We start from the raw sequence: 25,040 nt of genomic DNA on the forward strand, positions 1-25,040 counted from the left end.
AATCTGGGCAGGTTCAATCCATCGCGACAAAGCCGGGAAGCGCCTGCACCCGCGCAATCCATGCCTGGATATGCGGATAATCGCCAAGGCCGAAGCCGCCCTCCTCGGCGACGTGGGTGTAGGCGAACAGCGCGATATCGGCGAGGCTCACAGCGTCGCCGCTGAAAAACGCGTTGGTTTCGAGATGCCGGTTCATCAGGTCGAGCGCGCCGCAACCCGCCATCCGCTTGGGCATGATCTGCGCGCGCTGTTCGGCCGAAAGTTTCGCCTCGCCCACGAACCGCAGCCAGAACCGTAAGGTGGCGACATTGGGTTCGTGGTTATACTGTTCAAAGAACATCCAGCGCAGCATGTCGGCCTGCGCGAAGCGTTCCTGCGGGATCAGCGCAGAGCCATGGGCCAGATACCAGCACGCCGCGTTGCTTTCGGGCAGGAAGCGCGCAGCCCCGTCCTCGCCGATCTGAAGCACCGGGATGCGCCCGTTGGCGTTGACCTTGGCGAGGAAATCGGGCGTGCGGGTTTCGCCCTTCATGATGTCGTAGGCGCGGGTTTCGAGCGGCACGCCGAGCAGCGCGGCGGTCAGCTTGATCTTGTAGCAATTGCCGCTGCGCGGGTCTTCGTGGAGCGTGAGCGCTTCAGCCATTGTCCGCTTCTCCCGCCACCTCCAGCACGATCTTGCCGATATGCTCGCCCGCTTCCATCCGCGCATGGGCGGCGGCGGCTTCGGCCAGGGGGAAGGTCATGTCCATCACCGGCGACAGCTCGCCGCTGGCGAACATCGGCCAGGCATTATCGGCGATTTCGTCCGCCAGCGCGGATTTGAACGCATCCGAGCGCGGGCGCAAAGTCGATCCGGTCAGCGTCAGCCGCCGCATCATCACCACCGCCATGTTCAGATCCGCCTTGGCCCCGCCCAGCACCGCGATGGTGACGTGGCGGCCATCTTCGGCGAGGCATTTGAGATTGCGCGGCACATAATCGCCCGACACCATGTCGAGCACCACGTTCACGCCCTTGCCTTGCGTTTGGGCCATCACCGCCTCGACGAAATCGTCCTCGCGGTAATTGATCGCCAGATCGGCGCCGATGCGGGTGGCGGCGGCGCATTTGGCCGCGTCGCCGCAGGTCACGATCACCTGCATGCCGAATGCCTTGGCGAGCATGATCGCCATCGTCCCGATCCCCGATGTGCCGCCATGCACCAGTACCGCCTCGCCATCGCGGGCAAGGCCGCGCTCGAACAGGTTGTGCCACACGGTGAACAGCGTTTCGGGCAGCGCGGCGGCATCGGCCAGCATCATGCCTTCGGGAACGGGAAGGCAATGCTGCCAGTGCGCGGCGCAATATTCGGCATATCCCCCGCCCGGCGTGAGCGCGGCGACCATCTGCCCGATCATCTCGCGCGGGACTTCGGTGCCGACCGCCACGATCTCGCCCGAGACCTCCAGCCCGAGCAGCGACGAAGCCCCCGGCGGCGCCGGATAGGCGCCCGCGCGCTGGAGGCAATCGGGGCGGTTGACCCCGGCATAGGCGACACGGATCAGCACATCATCGGGGCGCAGGCGCGGCAGGGGCTGGCGTTCGGGCCGCAGCACATCCGGCCCGCCCGGCGCATCGAAGCCGATCGCGGCCATGCTTTCGGGCAGGTCTGCGGCGCTCTCTCCAACCATTCTTTACCCCCTGCAAACGCCCGATTAACCATCCGGCCCTATCCAATCGACCGCGCAATTACCCGCCTTGCCGATTGACAGCAAGCCGCTTGGCTTGCGATGTTGCGTGGCAATGGAAGAGCCCGATCGTCCACGCCCCTCAGGAGATGCGGCATCCCGCCTCGCGGCAGAGGATCTCGCCCCCTATTCGCAGGCCGAACTTCAGGAGCGGATCGCATTGCTCGAAGCGGAAATCGCGCGGGTGAAAGCCCATCACGCGAAGACCGCCGCCCACCGCGCCGCCGCCGAATCGCTGTTCGGAAGGCCGGGTGGGTGAACCGGGACGGTTTTCTTACGGCGCCTGCGCAAACGGATTCGCAATTTTCGGCGACCATCCCATATACTCCCCGAACGACTCCTACGGCCTCCCCTACCGCCCCGCTGTCCGGGGCATTCCCCGCCCTCTCATAGAGATTTCCCATGCCCAGCTTTGCACAGAACCTCGAACGGACCCTGCACAATGCGCTCGGCAATGCCTCCGAACGCAAGCACGAATATGCGACGCTGGAGCACCTGCTGCTGGCGCTGATCGACGATGAGGACGCCGCCCAGGTGATGGCGGCGTGCGGAGTCGATCTGGCCGAGCTGGGCGAGGTGGTGAAGCAGTATCTCGATCAGGAGTACCAATCGCTCAAGACCGAGGACGGCGCCGATCCGCAGCCGACCGCCGGGTTCCAGCGGGTGATTCAGCGCGCGATCCTGCACGTCCAGTCGAGCGGCAAGGACACCGTCACTGGCGCCAATGTGCTGGTAGCGCTGTTTTCCGAACGCGATAGTTATGCGGTCTATTTCCTCCAGCAGCAGGACATGAGCCGGCTGGATGCGGTCAGCTATATCAGCCACGGCATCGGCAAGGGCGGCCGCCAGATCGAAAGCAAGACCCCGCAAGGCGCGGACAAGGCCGACGAACCGGCGCAGACCAAGGAAAGCGGCGGCAACAAGAAGGAAACCGCGCTCGACCAGTTCACCGTCAACCTCAACGTCAAGGCGGAAAGCGGCAAGATCGATCCGCTGATCGGTCGCGGGCCGGAAGTCGACCGGACGATCCAGATCCTGTGCCGCCGGTCGAAGAACAACCCGCTTTACGTGGGCGATCCCGGCGTCGGCAAGACCGCGATTGCCGAAGGTCTGGCGCGCAAGATCATCGAAGGCGATGTGCCCGAAGTGCTGGGCGAAGCGGTGATCTATTCGCTCGACATGGGCGCGTTGCTGGCGGGCACGCGCTATCGCGGCGACTTCGAAGAGCGGCTGAAGCAGGTCGTGACCGAGCTTGAGGCGATGCCGCACGCGGTGCTGTTCATCGACGAGATCCACACCGTGATCGGTGCAGGCGCGACCAGCGGCGGGGCGATGGATGCCTCCAACCTGCTCAAGCCCGCCCTGTCGAGCGGCGCGATCCGCTGCATCGGCAGCACCACCTACAAGGAATTCCGCAACCACTTCGAAAAGGACCGCGCACTGCTGCGCCGGTTCCAGAAGATCGACGTGAATGAGCCGACGATCGAGGACACGATCAAGATCCTCAAGGGTCTGCGGAGCGCGTTCGAGGATCACCACAAGGTGAAATACACCCCCGATGCGATCAAGACCGCGGTGGAACTCTCGGCACGTTACATCAATGACCGCAAGCTGCCCGACAAGGCGATCGACGTGATCGACGAAGTCGGCGCGATGCAGATGCTGGTGCCCCCCAGCCGCCGCAAGAAGACCATCACCGCACGCGAGATCGAAATGGTGATCGCGACGATGGCGCGCATCCCGGCCAAATCGGTCAGCAAGGACGACAAGAAGGCGCTCGAAAACCTCGAACGCGATCTGAAGCATGTTGTCTTCGGCCAGGACGAGGCGATCAAGCGTCTGTCGACCGCGATGAAGCTGGCGCGTGCAGGTCTGCGCGATCCGGACAAGCCGATCGGCAGCTTCCTGTTCAGCGGCCCGACCGGCGTCGGCAAGACCGAGGTCGCACGCCAGCTCGCCAGCATCATGGGGATCGAGCTGAAGCGGTTCGACATGTCCGAATATATGGAGCGTCACTCCGTATCGCGTCTGATCGGCGCGCCTCCGGGCTATGTCGGTTACGATCAGGGCGGCCTGCTGACCGATGCGATCGACCAGAACCCGCATTGCGTGCTGCTGCTCGACGAAATCGAAAAGGCGCACCCCGACCTGTTCAACATCCTGTTGCAGGTGATGGATAATGGCCGCCTGACCGATCACCACGGCAAGACGGTCGATTTCCGCAATGTGGTGCTGATCATGACCACCAATGCCGGCGCGTCCGACATGGCGCGCAGCGGGATCGGGTTTGGCAACGTGTCCAAGGAAGACGCCGGGACCGAAGCGGTGCAGAAGATGTTCACGCCCGAATTCCGCAACCGTCTCGATGCGATCGTGCCGTTTGCCTATCTCGGCAAGAGCACGGTTGCCCGCGTGGTCGACAAGTTCATCCTCGAACTCGAACTGCAGCTGGCCGAACAGAACGTCCACATCCAGTTCGACAGCGACGCGCGCAGCTGGCTGGCGGACAAGGGTTACGACAAGCTGTATGGCGCGCGCCCGATGGGCCGGTTGATCCAGGACAAGATCAAGCAGCCGCTCGCCGAGGAATTATTGTTCGGCAAGCTGTCGGACGGCGGCGAGGTGCATGTCACCGTCAAGGACAACAAGCCCAGCTTCGAAATGACTCCGGCCCCGCCCAAGGTGAAGCCGAAGCGGAAAGCCCCGCCGAAAAAGAAACCCGCCGCGAAAAAGCCCGCGCCCGAGGCCGGCGAAGGCTGAGGCCACGGGTCCGTTTGGATCCACGCAAGGGCGCGGACGGGGCAACCTGTCCGCGCCCTTTGCATATCTGAACGCCGCCACCGTAAATTTGCGAGATTGCGGCGGGCGCCCTGCGCGCAGCATGATGTCCTGCCAAGCAGCCAGAGATTGCGCCCGGCCAGCGCCAGGCGATCGGGTTTCGCCTGCAACTGCTGATGGGGACACGAGGACAAGCCATGGTAGTAGATAAATTTCAATATCATACGCCGCATCTTGAAGCCTTCGGCACCGCGCGCGATGCGCTGCTGTCGGTTTCAAACCCGCAAGTCAGGCAGGCGGTGCAGGAACTGGCGGAGGACAGCCGCAAAATCATGCGATCGCGGAACTCCGGGCAAGCCTAGCCTGCGCTTTATGGCCGTGCAGGCTGGACACTGACCCTGCCCTTGCCCATCTCGGGCGCATGACAGCCCCCTTCGCCTGGATCCGGCCCGAACCGTGGGGCATCCACATCGTTCCTGCCGATATCTGGGTCGATCCCTCGCGCCCTGTTCCGCGCGCGCTGGTGACGCATGGCCATGCCGATCACGCCCGCGGCGGGCATGGCGCAACGTTCGCCACCCCGGCGACCCTTGCGATCATGAAGTTGCGCTACGCGACTTCGGACGGGGCAGTGCCGGTGGAGTATGGCGAAAGCATCGCGCTGGGCGGCGGGGTCAGCGCGACCTTCCTGCCCGCCGGTCACGTGCTCGGCAGCGCGCAAATCCTGCTCGAACACGCGGGCGAGCGGGTGATCATAACCGGCGATTACAAGCGCGCGCCCGATCCGACCTGCGAACCCTTTCAGGTCACCCCCTGCGACATCTTCATCACCGAGGCGACCTTCGGCCTGCCGGTCTTCACCCATCCGCCGATCGCCGAGGAAATCGGCAAATTGCTCAAGGCGCGCAGCGATAACCCCGAGGCTTGCGTGCTGGTGGGCGCCTATGCGCTGGGCAAGGCGCAGCGCGTGATCGCCGAATTGCGCGCGGCGGGCCACACGGACACGATCTGGCTGCACGGGGCGATGGAGGCGATGTGCCACCTGTATGAGGAACACGGCGTCCCGCTCGGCGATCTGCGGTTGGTCGGCGATGCGGGGAAGGATGAGATGCGCGGCAGCATCGTTGTCGCTCCGCCGTCCGCGCTGAACGACCGCTGGAGCCGCCGTCTGCCCGATCCGGTCACCGCGATGGCGAGCGGGTGGATGCGGGTGCGCGCCCGCGCCAAGCAGCGCGGGGTCGAACTGCCGCTGGTAATCTCCGACCATGCCGACTGGAACGAACTCACCGCCACCATCGCCGCTGTGAACCCGCAGGAAACCTGGATCACCCACGGACGCGAAGAGGCGCTGCTGCGCTGGTGCCAGCTCAACCAGCGCCGCGCCCGCGCGCTGGCGCTGGTCGGCTACGAGGATGAGGACGACTGATGGAGGAGTTCGCCGCCCTCCTCGATGCGCTGATCTACACCGCCAGCCGCAACCGCAAGCTGGCGCTGATCGCGGATTACCTGCGCGCCGCGCCCGACACCGATCGCGGCTGGGCATTGGCCGCGCTGACCGGCGGGCTGGATTTCCCCGCAGTCAAATCCTCCACCATCCGCAATCTGATGATGGAGCGGGTCGATCCGGTGCTGTGGGCGCTGAGCCGCGATTTTGTCGGCGATACGGCGGAAACCGCGAGCCTGCTGTGGCCGGAACCGAAGTCGCAGGCGCCGCAAGGCGATCTGTCGCTGGCCGACGTGGTCACGCGCCTGTCCGCACTCACCCGCGCCGCCGCGCCCAAAGAACTGCCCGGGCTGCTCGACCGGCTCGATGCGAAGGGGCGCTATGCCCTGATCAAGCTCGCCACCGGCGGGATGCGCGTCGGCGTGTCGGCGCGTCTGGCCAAGACCGCTTTCGCGCAGGCCTTCGATGTGGCGGTGGATGCGGTCGAGGAATATTGGCACGCGCTCGCCCCGCCCTATGGCGAACTGTTCGATTGGGCCGCACAGGGTGGCCCCGCCCCGGACCTTGCCGATGTCCCGCATTTTCGCCCCTTCATGCTCGCGCACCCGCTGGAGGGCGGTGAAGTCGATCTTGCCGATTATGCCGCCGAGTGGAAATGGGACGGCATCCGGGTGCAACTGGTGCGCGCCGGGGGCGAGACGCGGGTCTATTCACGCTCGGGCGACGATATTTCCGCGACCTTCCCCGAATTGCTCGAAGTGCTGGCGTTCGATGCGGTGCTCGACGGCGAATTGCTGGTGCGCGGCACCGCACAGGGCGGAGAAGCGGGGGGTGCGGCGAGTTTCAACGCGCTCCAGCAAAGGCTCGGGCGTAAAGCCGTCTCGGCCAAGATGCTGCGCGAGTTTCCGGCCTTCGTGCGGCTTTATGATGTGCTCATCGCAGAAGGCGAAGACCATCGCGAACAGCCGTGGGAGTCGCGCCGCGCAACTCTGGAGGCGTTGATGGACCGCCTGCCCGCCAGCCACTTCGATCTGTCGACGCTGGTCGCCGCCGATGATTTCGCGCAGCTTGCCGCGATCCGGGAAACCGCGCGCGACGAGGCGATCGAAGGGCTGATGCTGAAACGCCGCGACAGCCGCTATCTGTCCGGGCGCAAGGTCGGGCTGTGGTACAAGTGGAAGCGCGATCCGCTGCTGATCGATTGCGTGCTGATGTATGCCCAGCGCGGGTCAGGCAAGCGGTCGAGCTTCTATTCGGATTACACATTCGGCTGCTGGGCCGACGATCCCGACGCCGGCGCGGACCTGCTTCCGGTCGGCAAGGCCTATTCGGGCTTCACTGACGAGGAGCTGAAGAAGATCGACCGCTTCGTGCGGCAGAACACGCTCAACCGCTTCGGCCCGGTGCGCGAGGTGGAGCGCAAGCTGGTGTTCGAAGTCGCGTTCGACAGCGTCCACGCCAGCAAACGCCACAAATCCGGTCTCGCCATGCGCTTCCCCCGCATCCACCGCATCCGCTGGGACAAGCCCGCGCACGAGGCCGACCTGATCGCCAGCTTGCGAGCACTGGTGAAGGATTAAGCCGACCCTGCGATACATATCACGGTGTTTGTTTCACGGTGTTTGTTTTGACAAGCACCGCGTGAAGGGCATATTTCCCATTGCAATTAGGGGGGTGTGAGACATGTTTCGAGCCGCAATTTTCGGACTGGCCTACTGTGTGGCGCTCACCGGCGCACAGGCGGCGCAGGCGCAATCGTCCTATCCGTTCGTCGCCGAGGAATTCACGGTGCCGGAGGAACTGGTCACCCCCGATTTCCGGCTTCGGATGCTCACGGTTAATGACGTGGTGCGGGACTTCGAAGCGGTCGTCGCCAGCACGCCACATTTGTCGAAGCTGTTTCCTTCGTCGGGCGGTTGGCCCACCGGACTCACCCTTGAAGACAACCTCATCGATTTGGGGTGGCACCAGCGCGAGTTCACCCGCCGCAGGTCGTTTGCCTACACCGTCCTCTCCCCCGATGGCGCGAAGGTTATCGGCTGTGTCTACATCAATCCCACGCGCAAGGTCGGGTATGATGCCGATGTGACCTTCTGGGCGCGCGAAAGCTTTCAGGGCGACCCGGCAGACCGCGCACTTGAAGCCGCTGTGCGCGCCTGGGTGGCGACCGAGTGGCAGTTTGCCAATCCCGCGTTCCCGGGGCGCGACCTATCGTGGGAAGAATGGAAAGCTGTCCCGACCACAACACGATAGCGCCGGATCGCATCCACCGCATCCGCTGAAACAAGCCCGCTCACGAAGCTGACCTGATCGCCAGCTTGCGAGCGCTGCAACAGGACTAACCTGATTGAATCAAGCAGTTAAGCGCCTGTTTGCGCCTTTTCCGAGCCGTCGCGGGGAACCCACAGCTTGGCGTGAAACCGGAACATGGGCACCGAGGTCTCCGTTGATCTCATGTAAATGAACAACGGAGACCGACCATGAAGACAAGGACATTACTCGCCGCCGCCCTCGCCGCCACGACCCTCGGCACAGCCCCTGCCTTTGCGCAGACCGATATGCGCGTGGCGCAGGCCGACTACGACCGGGCGATGAGCGAAAACGCCAGCGCCGAACGGATCCTGAGCGGCGATGTCACCCACGCATTCCGCCAGATGGGCGAGGTCACGGACCTGATCCTCGATCCCGCCGGACAGCGCGTCGAATATATTCTCTACGAGACCCCCACCATCGCCAAAATCTACGGCGACGATGATGGTTTCGTGCGGTGGGACAATATCGAGATCGAGCGCGGCGTCGGAGCCGGTCTCGATCTCAGGATCGACGACCCGGCCAGTGCCGAGGGCAAGGACAGGCTGCAGCTTACCAGAGCCGAGGCCGACGACCGGATGGTGAGCCGAATGATCGGCGGCGATATGATGTTCGCTGACGGTCAGACGCGCGAAATCGACGACATCCTGTTCGATCCCGACACCGGCATGGTGAAGCACTTCGTGGTCGAATTCGATGCCGACAGTCTCTACTCCGAAGACACAAGGCTGATCCCGGCCGCGATGGTGAGCCTCGACGAGCAGCGCGGCTACTGGATGGCCGCCCAGCCGGTGACCTATACCTACGAAACCTGGATTTTCTGATCGGGCTTTGATCGGAATAACGACGGGCCGCGCTCATCAGGGCGCGGCCCTTTGCGTCGTTCCGGTCTCGCAAGGGGATTGAATTGCCCCTCGCTTCGGGCGCATGACAACAGCCATGCACCGCTACGATCCCGCGCGCCAACGCCTCGCAATCGGCCTCGCTACGCTGGCGGGGCTGGTCGATGCGACCGGGTTCGTGGTGGCGGGCGGATATTTCACCTCCTTCATGTCGGGCAATACCACGCGCTTGGGGGTGGAACTGGTGGAGCGTCCCGCGCTTGCGCTGCTGCCGCTGGGTCTGATCGGATGCTTTCTGGCCGGGGTGGTGGCGGGCGCGCTGATGCTGCGGCGGGTGCCGGGGCGGCACAAGCGGGTATTGCTCGGTCTGGTCGCAGCGCTGCTGGGGATCGGCACCGGGGGGCTGGTTGCCGGTTGGCCGCTGCTATTTCTGGCAGCCTCGGCAACGGCGATGGGGGTTTCCAATAATGTCTTCACCCGCGACGGCGAGGTGACGGTCGGGGTCACCTACATGACCGGCGCTCTGGTGCGTTTCGGACAAGGTCTGGCGGCGCGGCTGGCTGGACAATCGCTCCCCGCGACGCGGGGTTATGGCCTGTTGTGGAGCGCGCTGGCATTGGGGGCGGTGGTCGGGGGCAGCCTGTGCCTGATCGACCGGTCGTTGGCGGCGGGCGCAGCCCTGTTTTCCGCGCTGGCGCTGTGGGGCTTCGCCTTCCGGGTGGAGACTACGCCGCGCTGATCCGCGCCAGCGACAGCGCCAACAGGCTAATATCTCATTTTAGGGTGCTCCGGCCAAAAACGCGCAGGCTGTGCAGAATGCCCGCGCATGTGCCGGGACATCCTGGTGGCCGCATATCGGCCCCGAAAACAACAAGGAGCCCTTATGACAACCCCGAAATGGACGAAGCTCGCTCTGGCCGCCGCCGGCCTTGGAATGGTTGCTCCGGCTATGGCGCAGAACAATGACTGGGCCATGCAGCGCGAACAGCAGCGGCAAGCCAACATGGCCGAACGCGTGAGCGCGGAAGAAATGCTGGATGGAGATATCTCCAACGGCTTCAGCCCGATCGCTTCGGTCGACGACATGATCTTGTCGACGGACGGGCGGCAGGTGCAATATGTGCTGTTCAATCAGCGCGGTTCCTACTTTCCGTTCGAAACCGGAAACGGCTTTGTCGAGTGGGCCAATATCGATGTCAGAGCCGGGCTGGGAGCGGGACCGGAACTTGTCGTCAATGACGAGGCGAGCGGAAAAGCGCCGCAGGAGATCGCGTTGACGCGGTCGCAGGCCAACCGGCGGATGGTGTCGAACCTGCTCAGTTCGAGCCTGACGTTTTCCGACGGGCAAGCCCTGCCGGTCAGCGACATCCTGTTCCACCCGGAAACCGGCATGCTGAGCGATTACGTCGTACAGATGAATGCGGAATCCGTGTTCGACGACGATCAGCGCCGCATTCCGGCAAACATGGTCACGGTCGATGCGAATGGCGGATTGCGCGTCAATCAGCCGACGACCTATCGCTACGAGATCTGGGTGCTCTAAAGCCCGCTGGCTGCCACGGCTTCGGCGTGGGCCTTTGCGTTTTCGGCATAGTGCATCACGCCCGCCCGCATTCCGGCGATCGCAGCGTCGCTGAGATCCTTCATGCGGGTTGCCGGGCGGCCGGCCCACAATTCGCGCGGGCCCATCACCTTGCGCTCGGTCAGCATTGCGCCGGCCGCCAGCATCGCGTCCGCGCCGACCACCGCCTTGTTCATGACAATCGCGCCGAGGCCCACGAAGCCGCGGCTCTCGATCGTGCAGCCATGTACCATCGCCATGTGGCCGATCAGCACATCATCGCCGATCACCAGCGGGCATCCATCCGGATCGCCGGGACGCGGCGGATCGCAGTGGAGGATGCTGCCGTCCTGCACATTGGTGCGCTCGCCGATGCGAATGCTGAACACATCGGCGCGCAGCACGCAATTGTACCAGATCGATGAACCCGCGCCGATCACGACATCGCCGATGATGGTGCTGCCGGGGGCGACGAATGCGGTTTCGTGGATCTTCGGCGTCTTCCCGTGGATCGGAATGATATTGACGCCGGGGCGGTGTTGGGGGCGGTTCATATTGCGGCCTTGCTTTAGGGATTGCGCCTGACGAGTTCGTTCCAGCGGAACCGGCTCAATGTCGATGCATGCTGATCGGTCCACACACTCGGCGCCGGGTCATCGAGAATGCGCCAGTTATCGGCGCCGCTGATCCGTTTGATCGACGCGAGCGTTTCGTTGGTGGGGGTTAGCACAACCCAGGTCGACGGGAAAAGTCCCGTCGCCGCATCGGGAACGTCCCTGCGCACTGCAGCGGCCAACCCGCCATCGCGCGCCAGGGCCGCCAGCACCGGCTTCAGATCGATGAAGCGGTTGGTGATGTGGATCGCGATCGCTCCATCATCCCTGATCGAGCGGCGGTAGGTCTGCAAGGCTTCACGGGTCAGCAAATGCAGCGGAATCGCGTCGGACGAAAAGGCATCCACCACCAGCACATCATACTGACCGCCCGCTTCCTGTTCGAGCGCGATCCGGGCATCGCCGATCACGGTTTCGCTGTCCGGCGCGCAATCGGACAGGAAGGTGAACCGGCCCTCGGTCGAGAAATCGAGCATCACCGGATCGATCTCGTAGAAGCGATACTTCTGATCCGGCTCACGGTAACAGGCCAGTGTGCCGGTACCGAGACCGACGACGCCGATGTCGGCACCCTCACCGAACAGGTCCGAAGCGCCCGACAACAGCAGTCCGATCCCGGCAGCGCGGCCATAATAGGCGGTGGGTTCACGCCGCTGTTCCGGTTTCAGGAACTGCTGGCCGTGATTGGTCGTCCCGTGGCCCAGAACGCGGATACCGAGGGCGGCATTATCGCTGATATTGTAGACCCCGAAATAGCTGCGGACCCGGTCGCCGTTGACGTAAGTATATCCATGTCCGGCAAGGCTGCTGGCAACCATCATGCCGCAGAATACCGCCACGAATGCCACGCGATTGAAGGCGAGAACCAGCGCCGCCGCCGCCAGCGCAAGATACAGCGCGATCACCAGCATATCGGCATCGCGCATGGTGGCATTGAACAGGGCCGACGACATACCGAGCGCCAGAATCAGCCCGCCGCCCAGCAATGCCAGACGCCGCGTCCGGTCGTCTGTAATCCGCATCTGCCATGACCCGAACCAGCCCAGCGGGATCAGCGCGGCGGCGGCCAGCATCAGCAGAGGATGTTCCCACACCCAGTCGAACAGCAGCGGCGCGATCAACGCGGTAAACAGCCCGCCCAGCGCGCCCCCCGCCGACATCACCAGATAGAACAGCGTCAGCCGCGAAGGATCGGGCCGCAGATCATACAAGCGCGTGTGCAGCGCAACCGCCACCACGAACAACAGCGCGACCGAGGCGAGCAGCAGCCACAAGCCTTCGCTCGACTGCGAAACCATCGCCATGCCGCCCGCCAGCAGGACAACCACCGGCGCCGCGCCGGTAATTAACCGCGCAAGGGTCCGCCGTTCGGCAAAGGCCACGCTGAAGCTGAGCAGATACAGCCCGAGCGGGATCACCCACAGCAGCGGCATCGCGAAAATATCGGTGGTCAGGTGCGTGGTGGTCGACAGCATCAGGCCCGATGGCACTGCAGACAGCACCAGCCACATGCCCATGCGCCGCCAGTCAATGGGATCGCGGTCGGCGGCGGCGGCTGCCTGAACGCTCTTGTCGTCACCATCCTGCGCGATCGTCTGCCACCGGGCGCGCACCACAAACAGCAGCAACACGATCAATGCGCCGTAGCCGAGGCTCCAGATGAGGCTCTGCTGGCCCAGCGGCAGCAACGGCTCGATCAGGATCGGATAACTGATCAGCCCGGCAAAGCTGCCGAGGTTCGATGCGGCATAAAGCGGATAGGGATCGCCGGCGGCCGGATCGGCGGAGTACCAGCGCTGGATCAGCGGAGCCTGCGCCGAAATCAGGAAGAACACCGGCCCGACCGATGCGAACAGCAGCGCCGGCACCCAGAAAACCTCCAGCCCGGGGCCGAAATCGGGCAAATCCGCGAGTGCCAGCGGCAAGCTCAGCGCGGCCACCGTCAGCAGCCCGATGTGCAGCACCAGCTGGCGCCGGAGCGTGAACCTGCCGATCACATGGGCATAGGCATATCCGCCCAGCAGCAGCGCCTGATACACCAGCATCGCGCTGTTCCAGACATTCGGCGTGCCGCCCAGACGCGGCAGCGCCAGCCGCGCCACCAATGGCTGCACCAGAAACAGCAGAAAACTGCCCACCAGAATGGCCGCGACAAACAGCGAGCGGCGAGAGGATGTCATGATCGGCCTGTCCATTGTTGACGGGTGATCGCGAATACAATGTTATGGTTAAGATCCGGTCTCTCGCCCCGGTTCTCTGGCGAATCCGGAAAATCGAGATCGCGCCGACGCTCCATCCCGAGCCGTTCCATCAGCCGCCAGCTGCCGACATTCGCCTCGCAGGTGATGGCGACAATGTGCGGCGCGCCGATGACGGCAAAGCCCCAGTCCACCACCGCGCGCATCGCTTCGAGAGCATAGCCCCGCCGCCAGCGATCCTCGCGCACCAGCCACCCGATTTCGTGATCGTTGGGAACGGGATAAAGCGGGTGGGCGGCCCGGCGCAGCCCGCAATGACCGACGATTTCGCCGGTGGCTCGTTCCTCCATCATCATGAAGCCGAACCCTTCGGCGGCAAAGCCGGCGCGCGCGGCTTCGTGCTTGGCGGCGATGGCACTGCGCGGTTGCACGCCGCCCAGATGCTGCATCACCGCCGGGGTGTTGAGCAGCGCCATGTGCGGATCGAGATCGTCCGGCACGATCCGGCGCAGGATCAGCCGCTCGGTCGTCAGCACAGTTGCCGTCACGCGGCCACGCGCCATTTCTCCGGGGTGATGGAATAGGCGATGATCACCGGATTATCGGGATCGAAGTCCGCGCTGGCGAAATCGAGATCCAAGCGCCGCTCCATCCCCAGCCGCAGCATCAGGCCCCAGCTGGCGGTGTTGCCCTGCACCGTCAGCGCAATCACCTCGTCCGCGCCGAAGCGGCCGAACGCCAGATCGAGCGAGGCGGCAGCGGCTTCCCTGGCGTAGCCCTGCCCCCAGGCATCCTCGCGCAGGCGCCAGCCGACTTCCATCATCCCCTGCGGACCGCCCGGCTGATTGGAGCGTTTCAGCCCGCAGAAACCCAGCAGCGCGCCATCGGCCTTGCGCTCCACCGCCCAGAAAGTGTGGCCGAAATCGCGCCGGTAGCCGATCAGGCGATCCTGCGCGGCGGCGCGCACGTCGGCATCGGCCACCCCGCCCAGCCAGCGCATGACGGCGGGTGTGTTGGTGGCCTCCCAGAACGCCGCCCAATCGTCATCGCGCCAGTCGCGCAAGATCAGGCGGGCGGTTTCGTGCCGGAAATCAGCCCCGGATTCGGCCATGCTGTCAGCCGTTCAGCAGGCGGGCAACGTGGGCGGCGTGATAGGTCAGGATCCCGCTGCACCCGGCGCGCTTGAAGGCGATCAGCTTTTCCAGCACCAGCGCATCGCGGTCGCCGATCCCGGCGGCCTCAGCGGCCTCGATCATCGCGTATTCGCCGCTGACCTGATAGGCGAAGACCGGCACGTCAAACCGCTGCTTCACCCGGTAAATGATATCGAGATAGGCGAGGCCGGGCTTCACCATCACGCTGTCCGCGCCCTCGGCAATGTCCAATGCGACCTCGCGCATCGCCTCGTCGGCGTTGGGCGGGTCCATCTGGTAGGTTTTCTTGTCGCCCTTGAGCAGCCCGCTACTGCCGACTGCGTCTCGGAACGGGCCGTAGAACGCGCTGGCATACTTGGCGGCGTAGCTCATGATCTGGACATTGGGATGCCCGTTCATCTCCAGCGCCACACGGATCGCGTGGATGCGGCCATCCATCATGTCGGATGGCGCGATGATATCCGCGCCTGCATTCGCCTGATTGACCGCCTGATCGACCAGCGCTGCCACCGTATCATCGTTCAGCACATAACCGGCATCGTCCACCAGCCCGTCCTGTCCGTGGGCGGTGTAGGGATCGAGCGCCACGTCGGTCAGCACGCCGATGGAATCGCCGCAAGCATCCTTGATCGCGCGGATCGCCTGACACATCAGGTTGTCCGGATTATGCGCCTCGGCCCCATCGTCGCTGCGCAGATCACGCGGGGTGTTGGGGAACAGCGCGATGACCGGAATGCCCAGTGCGACCGCCTCCTTCGCGCGGGCGACGATCCCGTCGACCGACCAGCGCGACACGCCCGGCAACGTCGCGATCGGTTCCTCCACGCCCTTTCCGGCGGTGACGAACAGCGGCCAGATCAGATCGGCGGGGTTGAGGATGGTCTCGCGGTGGAGCGTCCGGCTCCAGGCGTGGGCGCGCGTGCGGCGCAGGCGGGTGTTGGGAAAATGTCCGGTCATGGCTGCGGATTTGGCGCAATCGCACGCCCGCGACAAGCTCTCGTTACAGCGAGCTTGTCGCCGCGGTGCGGCGAGTCCCGCGGGTCGCTATGTCGATCTTCTCGATCTCGCGCACCGGCTCCTCCACTTCGGTCGGCAGCGGTTCGAGCTCCTTCAGCGCGGCACCGGTTTCGACCTCCTTCAGCCGGATCAGCTGGCGGCGGAAATCGATCAGTTCGGTGCCGCTCAATTCGGCGCGGGTGACGAAGGCAACGCTGGACGGATTGATCGCCCGCCCGCCGCGATACATTTCGTAATGCAGATGCGCGCCGGTCGACAGGCCGGTCGATCCGACATAGCCGATCACCTGCCCGCGCCGCACCTGCTGGCCGCGGCTCACCGCCATGCGGCTCATGTGGCAATAGCGGGTGGACAGCCCGCTGCCGTGTTCCAGCCGCACCGCTATGCCGCAGCCGCCGGCGCGCCCGGCGGAACTCACCCGGCCATCGCTGACCGCAACGATCGGCGTGCCGTGACGCGCCCGGAAGTCCATCCCGGCGTGCAACCGGCGATACCCGAGGATCGGATGGCGGCGCATCCCGAAGCCCGATGTGATCGACCCCGGCACCGGCGCCAGCAGGCCGTTGCGCTGCTCGCCCACGCCAGAAGCCTCGTAAAAGCGCCCCTCGCTGCCCCAGCGCATCAGCTGCGTCTTCGGCTCTCCGCCGCGCTCGATTCCGGCATACAGCAGCTGCCCCGCCTGCCGTTCGCCGGTGGCAGCGCGGCGATAGGAAAGGATGATGTCGAATTCGTCGGTGGAGCGAACCTCGCGGTCCATGTCGATCTGGGAATCGAGCGTCTTGAGATAATCCTGCACCGCGCTGGCCGGAACCCCTGCCCGCCGCATCGAGCGGTAGAGGCTGGAGCCGACCGTGCCGCGCACCCTGAGCGGGGTTTCGTCGACGCGGATGATGTTGCGTTTCAGCGCCAGCGGGCCGTTGGGAACGATGGGCGTGCCGTCTTCAGCAATCTCGCCCACCCCCGGCCGGGTCAGTTCAAGCTCGAGATTGAACCGCGCGCGGAACGCGAGACTATCGAGCGGGCGCGGCTGGCCCGCTGCAATCCGGCGGCCGAGCAGCACGTCGATCTGCGTCCCCGGTGCGATATCGGCCAGCGGCACCGCCTGTTCGACCAGCGCGGCGGCGCGATCGATGTCCACTGCAGAAACTCCGGCGCGGCGAAGCATGGTGACGAAACTGTCCCCCGATGCCAGCGTGACGAGCATCTGGATCTGCGGGCGTTCGGGCGCGCTTTTCAGCGGGATCACCTGCCCCGTCGGCCCCATGCGGCGGCCCGAATCCGCGCCCAGCGCCAGCGGCAGGATCATCTGGCTGCGCAGCTCGCTGGTGACTGCCTTGTCCTGCGGCATCGCGGGCCGGGCTTCGAGCGGGGTGAGATCGGGCCAGAACGCCAGCGCCAGCGCGCCGAGGCCGACCATCGTGCCCAGCCCGCGGAACCAGCGGCGGCTGCCGATATTATCGGCCAGATCGGGAGCAAGATCGACGCCGTCGAACCAGCGCGAGGCGGCCAGCTTCCATTCGTCATAGCGTTCGCCCCAGCCATTGACCCGGACAACGACCTTGCGTTTTGCCGCTTGCGCCTTGGTCGGCGGGGCGAGCTTCTTGGAATTGCGCAGGTAGGGCAGCAGATCGCGCGCGGCCTCCGGGTCGAACGGGGCCGGATCGGCCCGGACCAGTGCGCGCGGGTCTTCATCGGCGCAAGGTTCACCCTCTGCCTCGGGCAGATCGTTCATATTGCGCACGTGGTTCAACATCAGTGCCCCGATAGCCGCGCCCCTTGCGGGCAAGACCGATTGCCGCCTTGACGCAATTTCCTGCCCGATCAAAGTAAAGGCTGCATTAACCAGCGATCAAATGCATCACAGATGCGACAAGTTGTTGCCCCTGCGCCCCCACCTGCACGGAGCGCGGCCTTGCTCCGCCGCGCCAAGCCTGCGACAACCGCCGGGTCGTGACCTTTCCCCCCGGTGCCCGTGCCGTCGCCCTGCGCGACAAATCCTCCGCCCCGGACGAGCGTGTGCGCGCCGTGCTCGGCCCGACCAACACCGGCAAGACCCACCTCGCGATCGAACGGATGTGCGGCCATTCCAGCGGCATGATGGGCTTTCCGCTGCGGCTGCTGGCGCGCGAAGTGTATGATCGGGTGCGCAGCCTCAAGGGCGACAAGCAGGTGGCGCTCATCACCGGCGAGGAACGGATCGAGCCGCCCGAGGCGCGCTATTTCCTGTGCACCGCCGAAGCCATGCCGAGGACGATGGGCGAACACGCCTTTGTCGCGATTGACGAGGCGCAACTGGGTGCCGATCCCGAACGCGGGCATATTTTCACCGACCGCCTGCTGCATGCACGCGGGCGGGAAGAGACGATGATCCTCGGCAGCGCCACGCTGGAGCCGATGGTGAAGGCGCTGATCCCCAAGGCCGAGATCACCACCCGCCCACGGTTCTCCACCCTGTCCCACGCGGGCATCTGCAAATTGTCGCGCCTGCCCAAACGCTCGGCCGTGGTCGCGTTCTCGATCGAGCAGGTCTACGCCATGGCCGAGGCGTTGCGGCGGTTCCGCGGCGGCGCGGCGGTGGTGATGGGTGCGCTCTCGCCCGAAACCCGCAACAAACAGGTCGAATTGTTCCAGTCGGGCGAGGTCGATTACATCGTCGCCACCGACGCGATCGGCATGGGGCTGAACCTCGATCTCGACCACGTGGCGTTTGCTGCGCTTTCGAAGTTCGATGGACGGCGCAAACGTCGGCTGACCCCTTCGGAAATGGCGCAGATCGCCGGGCGCGCCGGGCGGCACCAGCGCGACGGCACCTTCGGCACGCTGTCGGGCATGAGCACCGCAAGCCAGCAGGGCGAACCGCTCGCCTTCACCGATGAAGAAGTCTACGCGATCGAGGAACACAAGTTCGCGCCGCTGACGCATCTGTATTGGCGCGAGGCGGAACCCCGGTTCGATAGCCTGGGCACGCTGATCGCCGATCTCGAATCCCGCCCCGACCACGCGGTGCTGCGCGGCGCGCCCGAAGCGATCGATCTCGCCGTGCTGAAACGCCTCGCGGACGATCCCGTTGCCACAGGCGTGCGCGGTGCGGGCAGTGTCCGGCGGTTCTGGGAGGCATGCTCGCTCCCCGATTTCCGCAATTTCGGGGTGGAGCAGCACGCGCGGTTCGTGGCGCGGCTCTGGCAGGACCTGGGCGAAGGGTATCTCGGCGCGGATTTCGTCGCCGCGCGCATCGCCGAGCTTGACCGGATGCAGGGCGACATCGACACGCTGCAAGGGCGAATCGCGGCGATTCGCAGTTGGGCTTACATCTGCCAGCGGCCCGATTGGGTGCTGGCACGCGACGAGATGGCCGCGCGGGCTCGCGCGGTCGAGGCGAAGCTGTCGGATGCGCTGCATGCGCGGCTGACCGAAAGATTCGTGAACCGAAGGACGACACTCTTGATGAAATCGCTGGGGCAGGACGCAAGCGCGCTGCCCGTCACGCTAGAGCCCGATGGCCACCTGACCGTGGAGGGCGAACACATCGGACGGCTCGAGGGCTTCCGCTTCCATGTCGATCCCTCGGCAGGCGTCGCTGACCGCCGGATGCTGCTGGCGGCGGGCGAAAAGGCGCTGCCCGCGCTGCTGGCGGGGCGCGCCGAATGGCTGCTGACACAGGGCTTGGGCGAGCTGGAAATTTCCGGCGGCGCAATCCGCTGGCCCGGTCAAGGTGGGGGCCGCGCCCTGGCCGACATCACTTTTCCGGGCCATCCTGGCGCAGACAATTTCGGCTCGCCCCGCCTCGTTCAGACCCGCGATCTGGCACTGCTGCCCGAAGCTGCGCGGGCGAGCCTTGAAGCGGGGTTGACGACATGGCTGGAGGCGCAGCTCGAACCGCTCGCCCCCTTGCGCAAGCTGGCCGATGCCGCGCGCGATCCCGAGGCCGGATCGCAGGCGCGGGCGCTGGTCATCACCCTGATCGAAGCACGCGGCGTGATTTCGCGCGAGGAAGCGGGTCTGGAACACCTGCCCAAGGAAATGCGCCCCTATCTGCGCAAGCTGGGCGTAACCTTCGGCGCGCTCGACATCTTCGCCGCGCCCCTGCTCAAGCCTGCGCCGCGCCGGTTGTTGCACGCGCTAGGGCTGGACCCGCGCCCGCTGCAGGAGGCAATGTTGCCGGTGCTGGCGGAAGGTGCGTGGGCCAAGGGGCGGCTGCCGGCCGGATATCGCTTTGCGGGCACGCAGGCGATCCGGGTCGATCTTGCCGAGAAGATCCTGCGCGCCGCATTCGATGCGCGGGCGGTGACAACCGCTGCCCATCCGAAGGAACGCAACCGCGCGTTCCGGCTCGATCTGGCGCTCAGCGTGTCGATCGGGCTGGAAGCGGAGAACGCTCGCCGCCTGCTGGGCAGTGCGGGCTTCCGCTGTGATCGTGCGCGCGCCTTGCCCGAAGGCGCGCAGGGCGCGCCTGCGCCCGACCGCTGGCACTGGCGCCCGCGCCGCCCCGGCGAGCAGGTGCGCGAACGTGACGAAAAGCGCAGCGAGCGGCCACGTCATCCGCGCCTCAAGCCCGCACAGGCGCGCGCGCCTCAAGACAAGGATCAGGCTGAAGGCACCGCACCCGCCAAAGGCAAGGCCCGTTCTGATAATCGCTCAGACAATCGGCCCGGCAAACGCCCGGAAAGGGGTGACCGCCGCCCCGACCGGCCACCCCGTCCTGCGCCGCCCAAACCCGATACCGGCCCGGCCCGCGCGAGCGGCGCCTTCGACAAGCTGGCGGACCTGCTCAAGGGATGAAGTCTTTGGGCGCGGAGGTAGACAGAACGGGGTCGATCCGGATCGACCGCCTGCTGGTCTATCTCCGCTTCGCCCGCACGCGCTCCGCCGCGCAGGCGCTGATCGACAATCACGCTTTGCGCCGCAACAGAAAACATGTGCTGCGCGGGGCCGAACAGGCGCGTATCGGCGACGTGCTGACCATCGCGCTGGGCGAGCGGATGCGGGTGATCGAACTCACCGCCCTGCCCGACCGGCGCGGCCCACCCGGACACGCACGGTCGCATTACCGCGACCTTGTGGTTTTTGACGAGGTTGACCCAGACAGTCTTGACCCTCAGGGGCAAATCGCCATAGCAACCTCGCCTCTCACGGCAGTCCGTCCGCCCGATGATCCCGAAGATTGATATCTGAAAGAGCCGCAATGACTTACGTCGTCACCGAAGACTGCATCAAGTGCAAATACACCGATTGCGTGGAAGTGTGCCCGGTCGATTGCTTCTACGAAGGCGAGAACATGCTGGTGATCAATCCCAGCGAATGCATCGATTGCGGCGTGTGCGAACCCGAATGCCCGGCCGAGGCGATCCTGCCCGATACCGAGGACGGGCTGGAAAAGTGGCTTGAGCTGAACACCAAGTTTTCGGCGCAGTGGCCCAATATCACCAGCCAGAAATCCCCGCCCGACGATGCCGACGAGTTCAAGGGCGAGAAGGACAAGTTCGAGAAATATTTCAGCACCGAACCGGGCGAAGGCGACTGATCGCCCCCTGAACGGGACAAATCATGGAACGCGCCGGACGCCGTCCGGTTGATGGTTCATGCATCCCATTCTCCCCTCGCTTCGCGCAGGCTGGTCGCAGGCCAGCGACGGCCATGTCGGCATCATTGCCGCCGGGGTCGCCTATTACGGCTTCCTCGCACTGGTCCCCTTACTCGCCGCCGCCATCCTGACTTACGGGCTGGTGGTCGACCCTGCCACCATCGCTGCTCATGGCGAGACGCTGGCGCGCAACCTGCCGGGTTCCGCAGGCGAGCTGGTGGCCGAACAGATGCGCGATGTCGCCGATACACGCGGCGGGGCGCAGGGCTTGGGGCTGGTGATTGCGCTCGGCCTGTCGCTCATCAGCGCGCGGGCGGCGGCGGGCGCGCTGATCACCGCGCTCAACATCGCGTTCGAGGTCGAGGAGGAACGCGGCTTTATCGCGGCCAACCTGCTGGCGCTGGCGATCACGCTGGGTGCGGTGCTGGCGCTCGGCCTGATGGTCGGCGTGACAACGCTGGTCTCGACCGTGTTCACAGGGCTTGCGGGCGCCTTGGCAAGCTACGTTGTTGTGGGTCTGGCCGGGCTCGGCGGGGCGATGCTGGCCTACCGGGTGGTACCGCATGACGCTGCGGTCGGGCGCGGCCCTGCCCTGCGCGGCGGCGCACTGTTCGCGGTCGGCTGGCTGGCAGCGAGTGCGGGTTTTGGTTTTTATGCAAGCAATTTCGGCAATTACGGCACCACTTACGGATCGCTCGGCGCGGTGGTGGTGTTCCTGACATGGCTGTGGCTCAGCGCCTGGCTGCTGCTGCTCGGCGCGCATTTTGCTGCCGCGAGTTCGGACGGGCATGGCTGACAGGTTGGACTCGCAATTTTGTTGCCAACGTGCTATATAATAGGCGAGCGCGTTGGCCCTGATCGGTAATCGGGGCCTGCCGCACGCGTCGAAACCAGGAAGGCCACACACCAGCAACCCCCCCTCCGGACAATCCGCTCCCGGTGCTTTCCCTCTAACGGGGTGGGTCGCGCCGCCGGGATGATTCTCCCCCCCCCTGTTGCCGGTTGGCCCACAGAAAGGAACTTGCATGGCAAGCACCGCAAACGCATTCACCGTTGGCGATTATGTTGTCTACCCGAAGCACGGCGTCGGCCGCGTGATCGAATTGCAGAGCGAGGAAATCGCCGGAATGCAGCTCGAACTTTACGTGCTGCGCTTCGAAAAGGAGCGGATGACGCTCCGCGTGCCGGTGGGCAAGGTCGAATCGATCGGGATGCGCAAGCTGTCGTCCGACAAGACGCTGAAGCAGGCGATGGAAACCCTCAAGGGCAAGCCCAAGGTGAAGCGCACCATGTGGTCGCGCCGTGCGCAGGAATACGAAGCGAAGATCAATTCCGGCGACCTCGTGTCGATCGCCGAAGTGACGCGCGATCTGTTCCGCCCCGAAGACCAGCCCGAACAGTCCTATTCGGAACGCCAGATCTTCGAAGCGGCCTCCAGCCGCCTCGCCCGCGAACTCGCGGCGATGGAAGAGACGGATGAGCCAACCGCGCTGAACAAGATCCTCGACGTTCTGCGCGAACACGCACCGCAATATTACGACAGCGCCGAAGAAGCCTGAGGGCTTCAAGCGCCGGTCGCAGCAACAAGGGCTGTCCTTCGGGACGGCCCTTTTTGTTTGTGCGGATCACACAGATACGCGCGCTTGCTTCCGGCGGCTTGGTGTATTATGTCGGCAACACGCTGAACACATCCCGGAGGGAGAAAGCATGATAAACCAGTTCTTCAGGCGCATGGCCCCGGTCGCCGCGCTCGCGCTCGGCACCGCACTTTCGGGCTGCAATGGTGCGGATATCAGCATCAACGGCGAAAAGGGCGTGCCGCTGGCCGAACTCGACATGAGCGGCCCGGCGCCCAACGAACTGGTGCTGTCATCGGGCGACACCGTGATCCTGACCGAAGGCGAGACGTTCGATCTCACCGTCGAAGGTGCAGGCAGCGATGCCTTGCGCTTCGTGCGCGACAACGAAGTGATCGGGATCACCCGTGAAAACAGCCGGGACGGCAACGGCAAGGCGACGATCCGCATCACCATGCCCCCGCCGTCCGAAGTGGTGATCGCGGGCAGCGGCAGTGTGAAGGCGCAATCGCTCGCCAGCACCAGCTCGGTCAATATCGGCGGATCGGGCGATGTCGAATTCACCACCGTCGCGGCCGAGAGCTTCGAGGTGAATATCGGTGGCAGCGGCCGGATCAAGGGCGCGGGCACGGCCAAGCGGCTCGAAATCAATATCGGCGGGTCGGGCGATGTCGACCTCGCCGCGCTCAAGGCCGACCGCGCTGACGTGAATATTGGCGGGTCGGGCGATGTCGCCTTTGCCTCGGACGGCACGGTCGAAGCCACGATTGCCGGCGCAGGCGATGTTCGTGTGAACGGCAGCGCCAAGTGCACGGTCAAGGCGTTCGGTTCGGGCACGCTGACCTGCAATTCGGCAGCGGCCACGGCAACGGATGCTCCTGCGACCGAACCCGCAGAATAGGTTTGCTTTTCGGGCAGGAGCGCGCGAAATAATCCGATCATGCGCGCTCCCCAGCTTGTGGCCCTCGGCCTCGCCTCGCTTGCCCTGCAGGGCTGTCTCGCCCGTGCGGCGGTCGATGTCGTCACGCTGCCGGTCAGGGCGGTGAGCAAGGGCGTCGATCTCGCCACCACCAGCCAGTCCGAAGCCGACGAGAATCGCGGCCGCGAAATCCGCAAGCGCGAGGAACAACTCGGCAAGCTCGAACGCGATTACGACAAGGCGATGGAACGCTGCGGCGATGGCGACGATGCCGCGTGCGACCGCGCGCAGGCGATCCGCGCCGAACAGCGCGCGCTGATGCAGGGCGTGCCGGTCGAGCCGGAAGCGGACTAGGCTGGCGGCGTCGCTGCCCGCCGCAAACGGTCGTTGATCGCGCGGCCCACGCCGTTGTCCGGCACCTGGGCGATAGCAATGCGGGGCTGCGGCGCACGCGCGGCTTCGTGAAGGCAGGCATAGAGCCGCGCCGCTGCCTCGTTGACGTCGCCACTCGCCGACAGCGTGCAGTCACCTTGCACTGCGCCGAAGCCGATCCAGAATTCGTCAGGCTCGGCGCTGGTCGCTTCCAGCCGCACCGGCTTGCCCGGCGCATAGTGGCTGGCAAGCTGGCCCGGAGCCTGAATGCGCGCCTCTAAACGCGCTCCCGTCTCTCCTCCCGCAGTCCGGTGCCCGATCTGGAGCGGCCCGGGGCGCAGTTCGTCAATGCTGCCGTCTGCCCGTACCGCCAGAATGGTCGACTCCACCCCCGCCGTCGTCGGCCCGCCGTCGAGCACCAGATCGATCCGCCCGTCGAGCGAGGCGAGCACATGGGCGGCGCAGGTAGGGCTGATGAACCCGCTCCGATTGGCCGAAGGCGCGGCGAGCGGAAAGTCGACCTGCTCCAGCAGTGCCGACATTACCGGATGCGCAGGCGCACGCAGGGCGACAGTCGGCAGGCCCGCTGTCACCGCGTCGGCCAGTCCGGCATCTGCGCGGCGCGGCACCACCAGCGTCAACGGACCGGGCCAGTATTGCTGCGCCAGCGCCGCCGCCTCGGGCGAGAAACTGCCGTAGCGCGCAGCCTGCTCTGCATCCCGCACATGGACGATCAGCGGGTTGAAATCGGGCCGCCCTTTCGCGGCGTAAATCTTCGCCGCAGCCTCGGCACTATCGGCCCTCGCGGCAAGGCCATAGACCGTCTCGGTCGGCACCGCGACCAGCCCGCCCGATTCGAGGATTCGCGCCGCGCGCGCTATTCCTGCGGCGTCCGCAAGCACCATGTCCGTAACGTTCTTGCCGCTCATGCCCCTCGCGCTATAGA

25 protein-coding genes are annotated in these 25,040 nt (G+C 65.3%); 16 read left to right on the forward strand and 9 right to left on the reverse strand.

Features of this window, described 5'->3' with window-relative positions:
- Nucleotides 1–13 precede the first annotated feature (13 nt).
- Together Q0L48_RS13295 and Q0L48_RS13300 are read right to left on the reverse strand one after the other, a co-directional pair.
- Nucleotides 14–643 (reverse strand): glutathione S-transferase family protein, encoded by a 630-nt coding sequence (locus Q0L48_RS13295; protein ID WP_296721723.1) that lies wholly within the window; start codon nucleotides 641–643, stop codon nucleotides 14–16.
- Entirely contained in the window at nucleotides 636–1,670 is a 1,035-nt protein-coding gene (locus Q0L48_RS13300; protein ID WP_296721725.1) for an NAD(P)H-quinone oxidoreductase, read from the reverse strand. Before Q0L48_RS13300 ends, Q0L48_RS13295 begins: the two co-directional genes overlap by 8 nt.
- 112 nt (nucleotides 1,671–1,782) lie before the next feature.
- Between Q0L48_RS13300 and Q0L48_RS13305 the strand changes: the two genes are divergently transcribed.
- From Q0L48_RS13305 to Q0L48_RS13345, 9 genes are all read left to right on the forward strand, one after another.
- Nucleotides 1,783–1,986 (forward strand): DUF1192 domain-containing protein, encoded by a 204-nt coding sequence (locus tag Q0L48_RS13305; RefSeq protein ID WP_296721726.1) that lies wholly within the window; start codon nucleotides 1,783–1,785, stop codon nucleotides 1,984–1,986.
- Between the two features lie 143 nt (nucleotides 1,987–2,129).
- Complete coding sequence (gene clpA / locus Q0L48_RS13310; protein WP_296721728.1) at nucleotides 2,130–4,487, forward strand: ATP-dependent Clp protease ATP-binding subunit ClpA; 2,358 nt, start codon at nucleotides 2,130–2,132, stop codon at nucleotides 4,485–4,487.
- 215 nt (nucleotides 4,488–4,702) lie between these two features.
- Nucleotides 4,703–4,867: a hypothetical protein gene (locus tag Q0L48_RS13315; protein WP_296721729.1), complete on the forward strand. Its 165-nt coding sequence runs from the start codon at nucleotides 4,703–4,705 to the stop codon at nucleotides 4,865–4,867.
- 59 nt (nucleotides 4,868–4,926) lie between these two features.
- Nucleotides 4,927–5,931 (forward strand): ligase-associated DNA damage response exonuclease, encoded by a 1,005-nt coding sequence (locus Q0L48_RS13320; protein ID WP_296721731.1) that lies wholly within the window; start codon nucleotides 4,927–4,929, stop codon nucleotides 5,929–5,931.
- Nucleotides 5,931–7,529, forward strand: a complete 1,599-nt coding sequence (locus Q0L48_RS13325; RefSeq protein WP_296721732.1) for a cisplatin damage response ATP-dependent DNA ligase — start codon at nucleotides 5,931–5,933, stop codon at nucleotides 7,527–7,529. Before Q0L48_RS13320 ends, Q0L48_RS13325 begins: the two co-directional genes overlap by 1 nt.
- A 103-nt stretch (nucleotides 7,530–7,632) precedes the next feature.
- On the forward strand, nucleotides 7,633–8,202 hold the full coding sequence (locus tag Q0L48_RS13330; protein WP_296721734.1) for a twin-arginine translocation pathway signal protein: 570 nt from the start codon (nucleotides 7,633–7,635) through the stop codon (nucleotides 8,200–8,202).
- 227 nt (nucleotides 8,203–8,429) lie between these two features.
- On the forward strand, nucleotides 8,430–9,083 hold the full coding sequence (locus tag Q0L48_RS13335) for a hypothetical protein (RefSeq protein ID WP_296721735.1): 654 nt from the start codon (nucleotides 8,430–8,432) through the stop codon (nucleotides 9,081–9,083).
- Nucleotides 9,084–9,198: 115 nt separating this feature from the next.
- Nucleotides 9,199–9,840, forward strand: coding sequence for a YoaK family protein (locus Q0L48_RS13340; protein WP_296721737.1), 642 nt, complete (start codon nucleotides 9,199–9,201; stop codon nucleotides 9,838–9,840).
- 144 nt (nucleotides 9,841–9,984) lie between these two features.
- Nucleotides 9,985–10,644 (forward strand): hypothetical protein, encoded by a 660-nt coding sequence (locus Q0L48_RS13345; protein WP_296721739.1) that lies wholly within the window; start codon nucleotides 9,985–9,987, stop codon nucleotides 10,642–10,644.
- Here the strand turns inward: Q0L48_RS13345 and Q0L48_RS13350 are convergent.
- From Q0L48_RS13350 to Q0L48_RS13375, 6 genes are read right to left on the reverse strand one after another with little or no spacing between them, the layout of a single operon-like run.
- Nucleotides 10,641–11,216 carry a gamma carbonic anhydrase family protein gene (locus Q0L48_RS13350; RefSeq protein WP_296721740.1) on the reverse strand — a complete coding sequence of 192 codons (576 nt, stop codon included), beginning with the start codon at nucleotides 11,214–11,216 and terminating at the stop codon, nucleotides 10,641–10,643. The genes Q0L48_RS13345 and Q0L48_RS13350 overlap by 4 nt on opposite strands.
- 14 nt (nucleotides 11,217–11,230) lie before the next feature.
- Nucleotides 11,231–13,456 (reverse strand): spermidine synthase, encoded by a 2,226-nt coding sequence (locus Q0L48_RS13355; RefSeq protein ID WP_296721742.1) that lies wholly within the window; start codon nucleotides 13,454–13,456, stop codon nucleotides 11,231–11,233.
- Nucleotides 13,453–14,022 carry a GNAT family N-acetyltransferase gene (locus Q0L48_RS13360; protein WP_296721743.1) on the reverse strand — a complete coding sequence of 190 codons (570 nt, stop codon included), beginning with the start codon at nucleotides 14,020–14,022 and terminating at the stop codon, nucleotides 13,453–13,455. Before Q0L48_RS13360 ends, Q0L48_RS13355 begins: the two co-directional genes overlap by 4 nt.
- Nucleotides 14,019–14,585 carry a GNAT family N-acetyltransferase gene (locus Q0L48_RS13365; RefSeq protein WP_296721745.1) on the reverse strand — a complete coding sequence of 189 codons (567 nt, stop codon included), beginning with the start codon at nucleotides 14,583–14,585 and terminating at the stop codon, nucleotides 14,019–14,021. Before Q0L48_RS13365 ends, Q0L48_RS13360 begins: the two co-directional genes overlap by 4 nt.
- A gap of 4 nt (nucleotides 14,586–14,589) precedes the next feature.
- Nucleotides 14,590–15,585, reverse strand: coding sequence for a porphobilinogen synthase (gene hemB, locus Q0L48_RS13370; RefSeq protein WP_296721747.1), 996 nt, complete (start codon nucleotides 15,583–15,585; stop codon nucleotides 14,590–14,592).
- Between the two features lie 43 nt (nucleotides 15,586–15,628).
- Nucleotides 15,629–17,398 (reverse strand): M23 family metallopeptidase, encoded by a 1,770-nt coding sequence (locus Q0L48_RS13375; RefSeq protein WP_296721748.1) that lies wholly within the window; start codon nucleotides 17,396–17,398, stop codon nucleotides 15,629–15,631.
- A 320-nt stretch (nucleotides 17,399–17,718) separates the two neighbouring features.
- Here Q0L48_RS13375 and Q0L48_RS13380 point away from each other — a divergent pair, with 320 nt between their 5' ends.
- The 7 genes from Q0L48_RS13380 to Q0L48_RS13410 all read left to right on the forward strand — a co-directional run bounded on the left by Q0L48_RS13380 (nucleotide 17,719) and on the right by Q0L48_RS13410 (nucleotide 24,076).
- The gene (locus Q0L48_RS13380; RefSeq protein WP_296721894.1) at nucleotides 17,719–20,424 is read left to right on the forward strand and encodes a helicase-related protein; all 2,706 of its coding nucleotides are present in this window, start codon (nucleotides 17,719–17,721) and stop codon (nucleotides 20,422–20,424) included.
- 5 nt (nucleotides 20,425–20,429) lie between these two features.
- The gene (locus Q0L48_RS13385; RefSeq protein ID WP_296721750.1) at nucleotides 20,430–20,810 is read left to right on the forward strand and encodes an RNA-binding S4 domain-containing protein; all 381 of its coding nucleotides are present in this window, start codon (nucleotides 20,430–20,432) and stop codon (nucleotides 20,808–20,810) included.
- A gap of 17 nt (nucleotides 20,811–20,827) precedes the next feature.
- A complete protein-coding gene (gene fdxA, locus Q0L48_RS13390; protein ID WP_296721751.1) occupies nucleotides 20,828–21,166 on the forward strand; it encodes a ferredoxin FdxA in 339 nt (112 codons plus the stop codon).
- 58 nt (nucleotides 21,167–21,224) lie between these two features.
- Entirely contained in the window at nucleotides 21,225–22,022 is a 798-nt protein-coding gene (locus Q0L48_RS13395) for a YihY/virulence factor BrkB family protein (RefSeq protein ID WP_296721755.1), read from the forward strand.
- Between the two features lie 229 nt (nucleotides 22,023–22,251).
- Complete coding sequence (locus tag Q0L48_RS13400) at nucleotides 22,252–22,785, forward strand: CarD family transcriptional regulator (protein ID WP_296721758.1); 534 nt, start codon at nucleotides 22,252–22,254, stop codon at nucleotides 22,783–22,785.
- A gap of 148 nt (nucleotides 22,786–22,933) precedes the next feature.
- The gene (locus Q0L48_RS13405) at nucleotides 22,934–23,704 is read left to right on the forward strand and encodes a head GIN domain-containing protein (protein WP_296721760.1); all 771 of its coding nucleotides are present in this window, start codon (nucleotides 22,934–22,936) and stop codon (nucleotides 23,702–23,704) included.
- Nucleotides 23,705–23,743: 39 nt separating this feature from the next.
- Entirely contained in the window at nucleotides 23,744–24,076 is a 333-nt protein-coding gene (locus Q0L48_RS13410) for a hypothetical protein (protein WP_296721761.1), read from the forward strand.
- Here Q0L48_RS13410 and Q0L48_RS13415 read toward each other — a convergent pair.
- A complete protein-coding gene (locus Q0L48_RS13415) occupies nucleotides 24,073–25,023 on the reverse strand; it encodes an L-threonylcarbamoyladenylate synthase (protein ID WP_296721764.1) in 951 nt (316 codons plus the stop codon). The two genes, Q0L48_RS13410 and Q0L48_RS13415, sit on opposite strands and share 4 nt — an antisense overlap.
- Between the last annotated feature and the right edge of the window lie 17 nt (nucleotides 25,024–25,040).

Source organism: Erythrobacter sp. (assembly GCF_024305245.1).
Taxonomy (GTDB): domain Bacteria; phylum Pseudomonadota; class Alphaproteobacteria; order Sphingomonadales; family Sphingomonadaceae; genus Erythrobacter.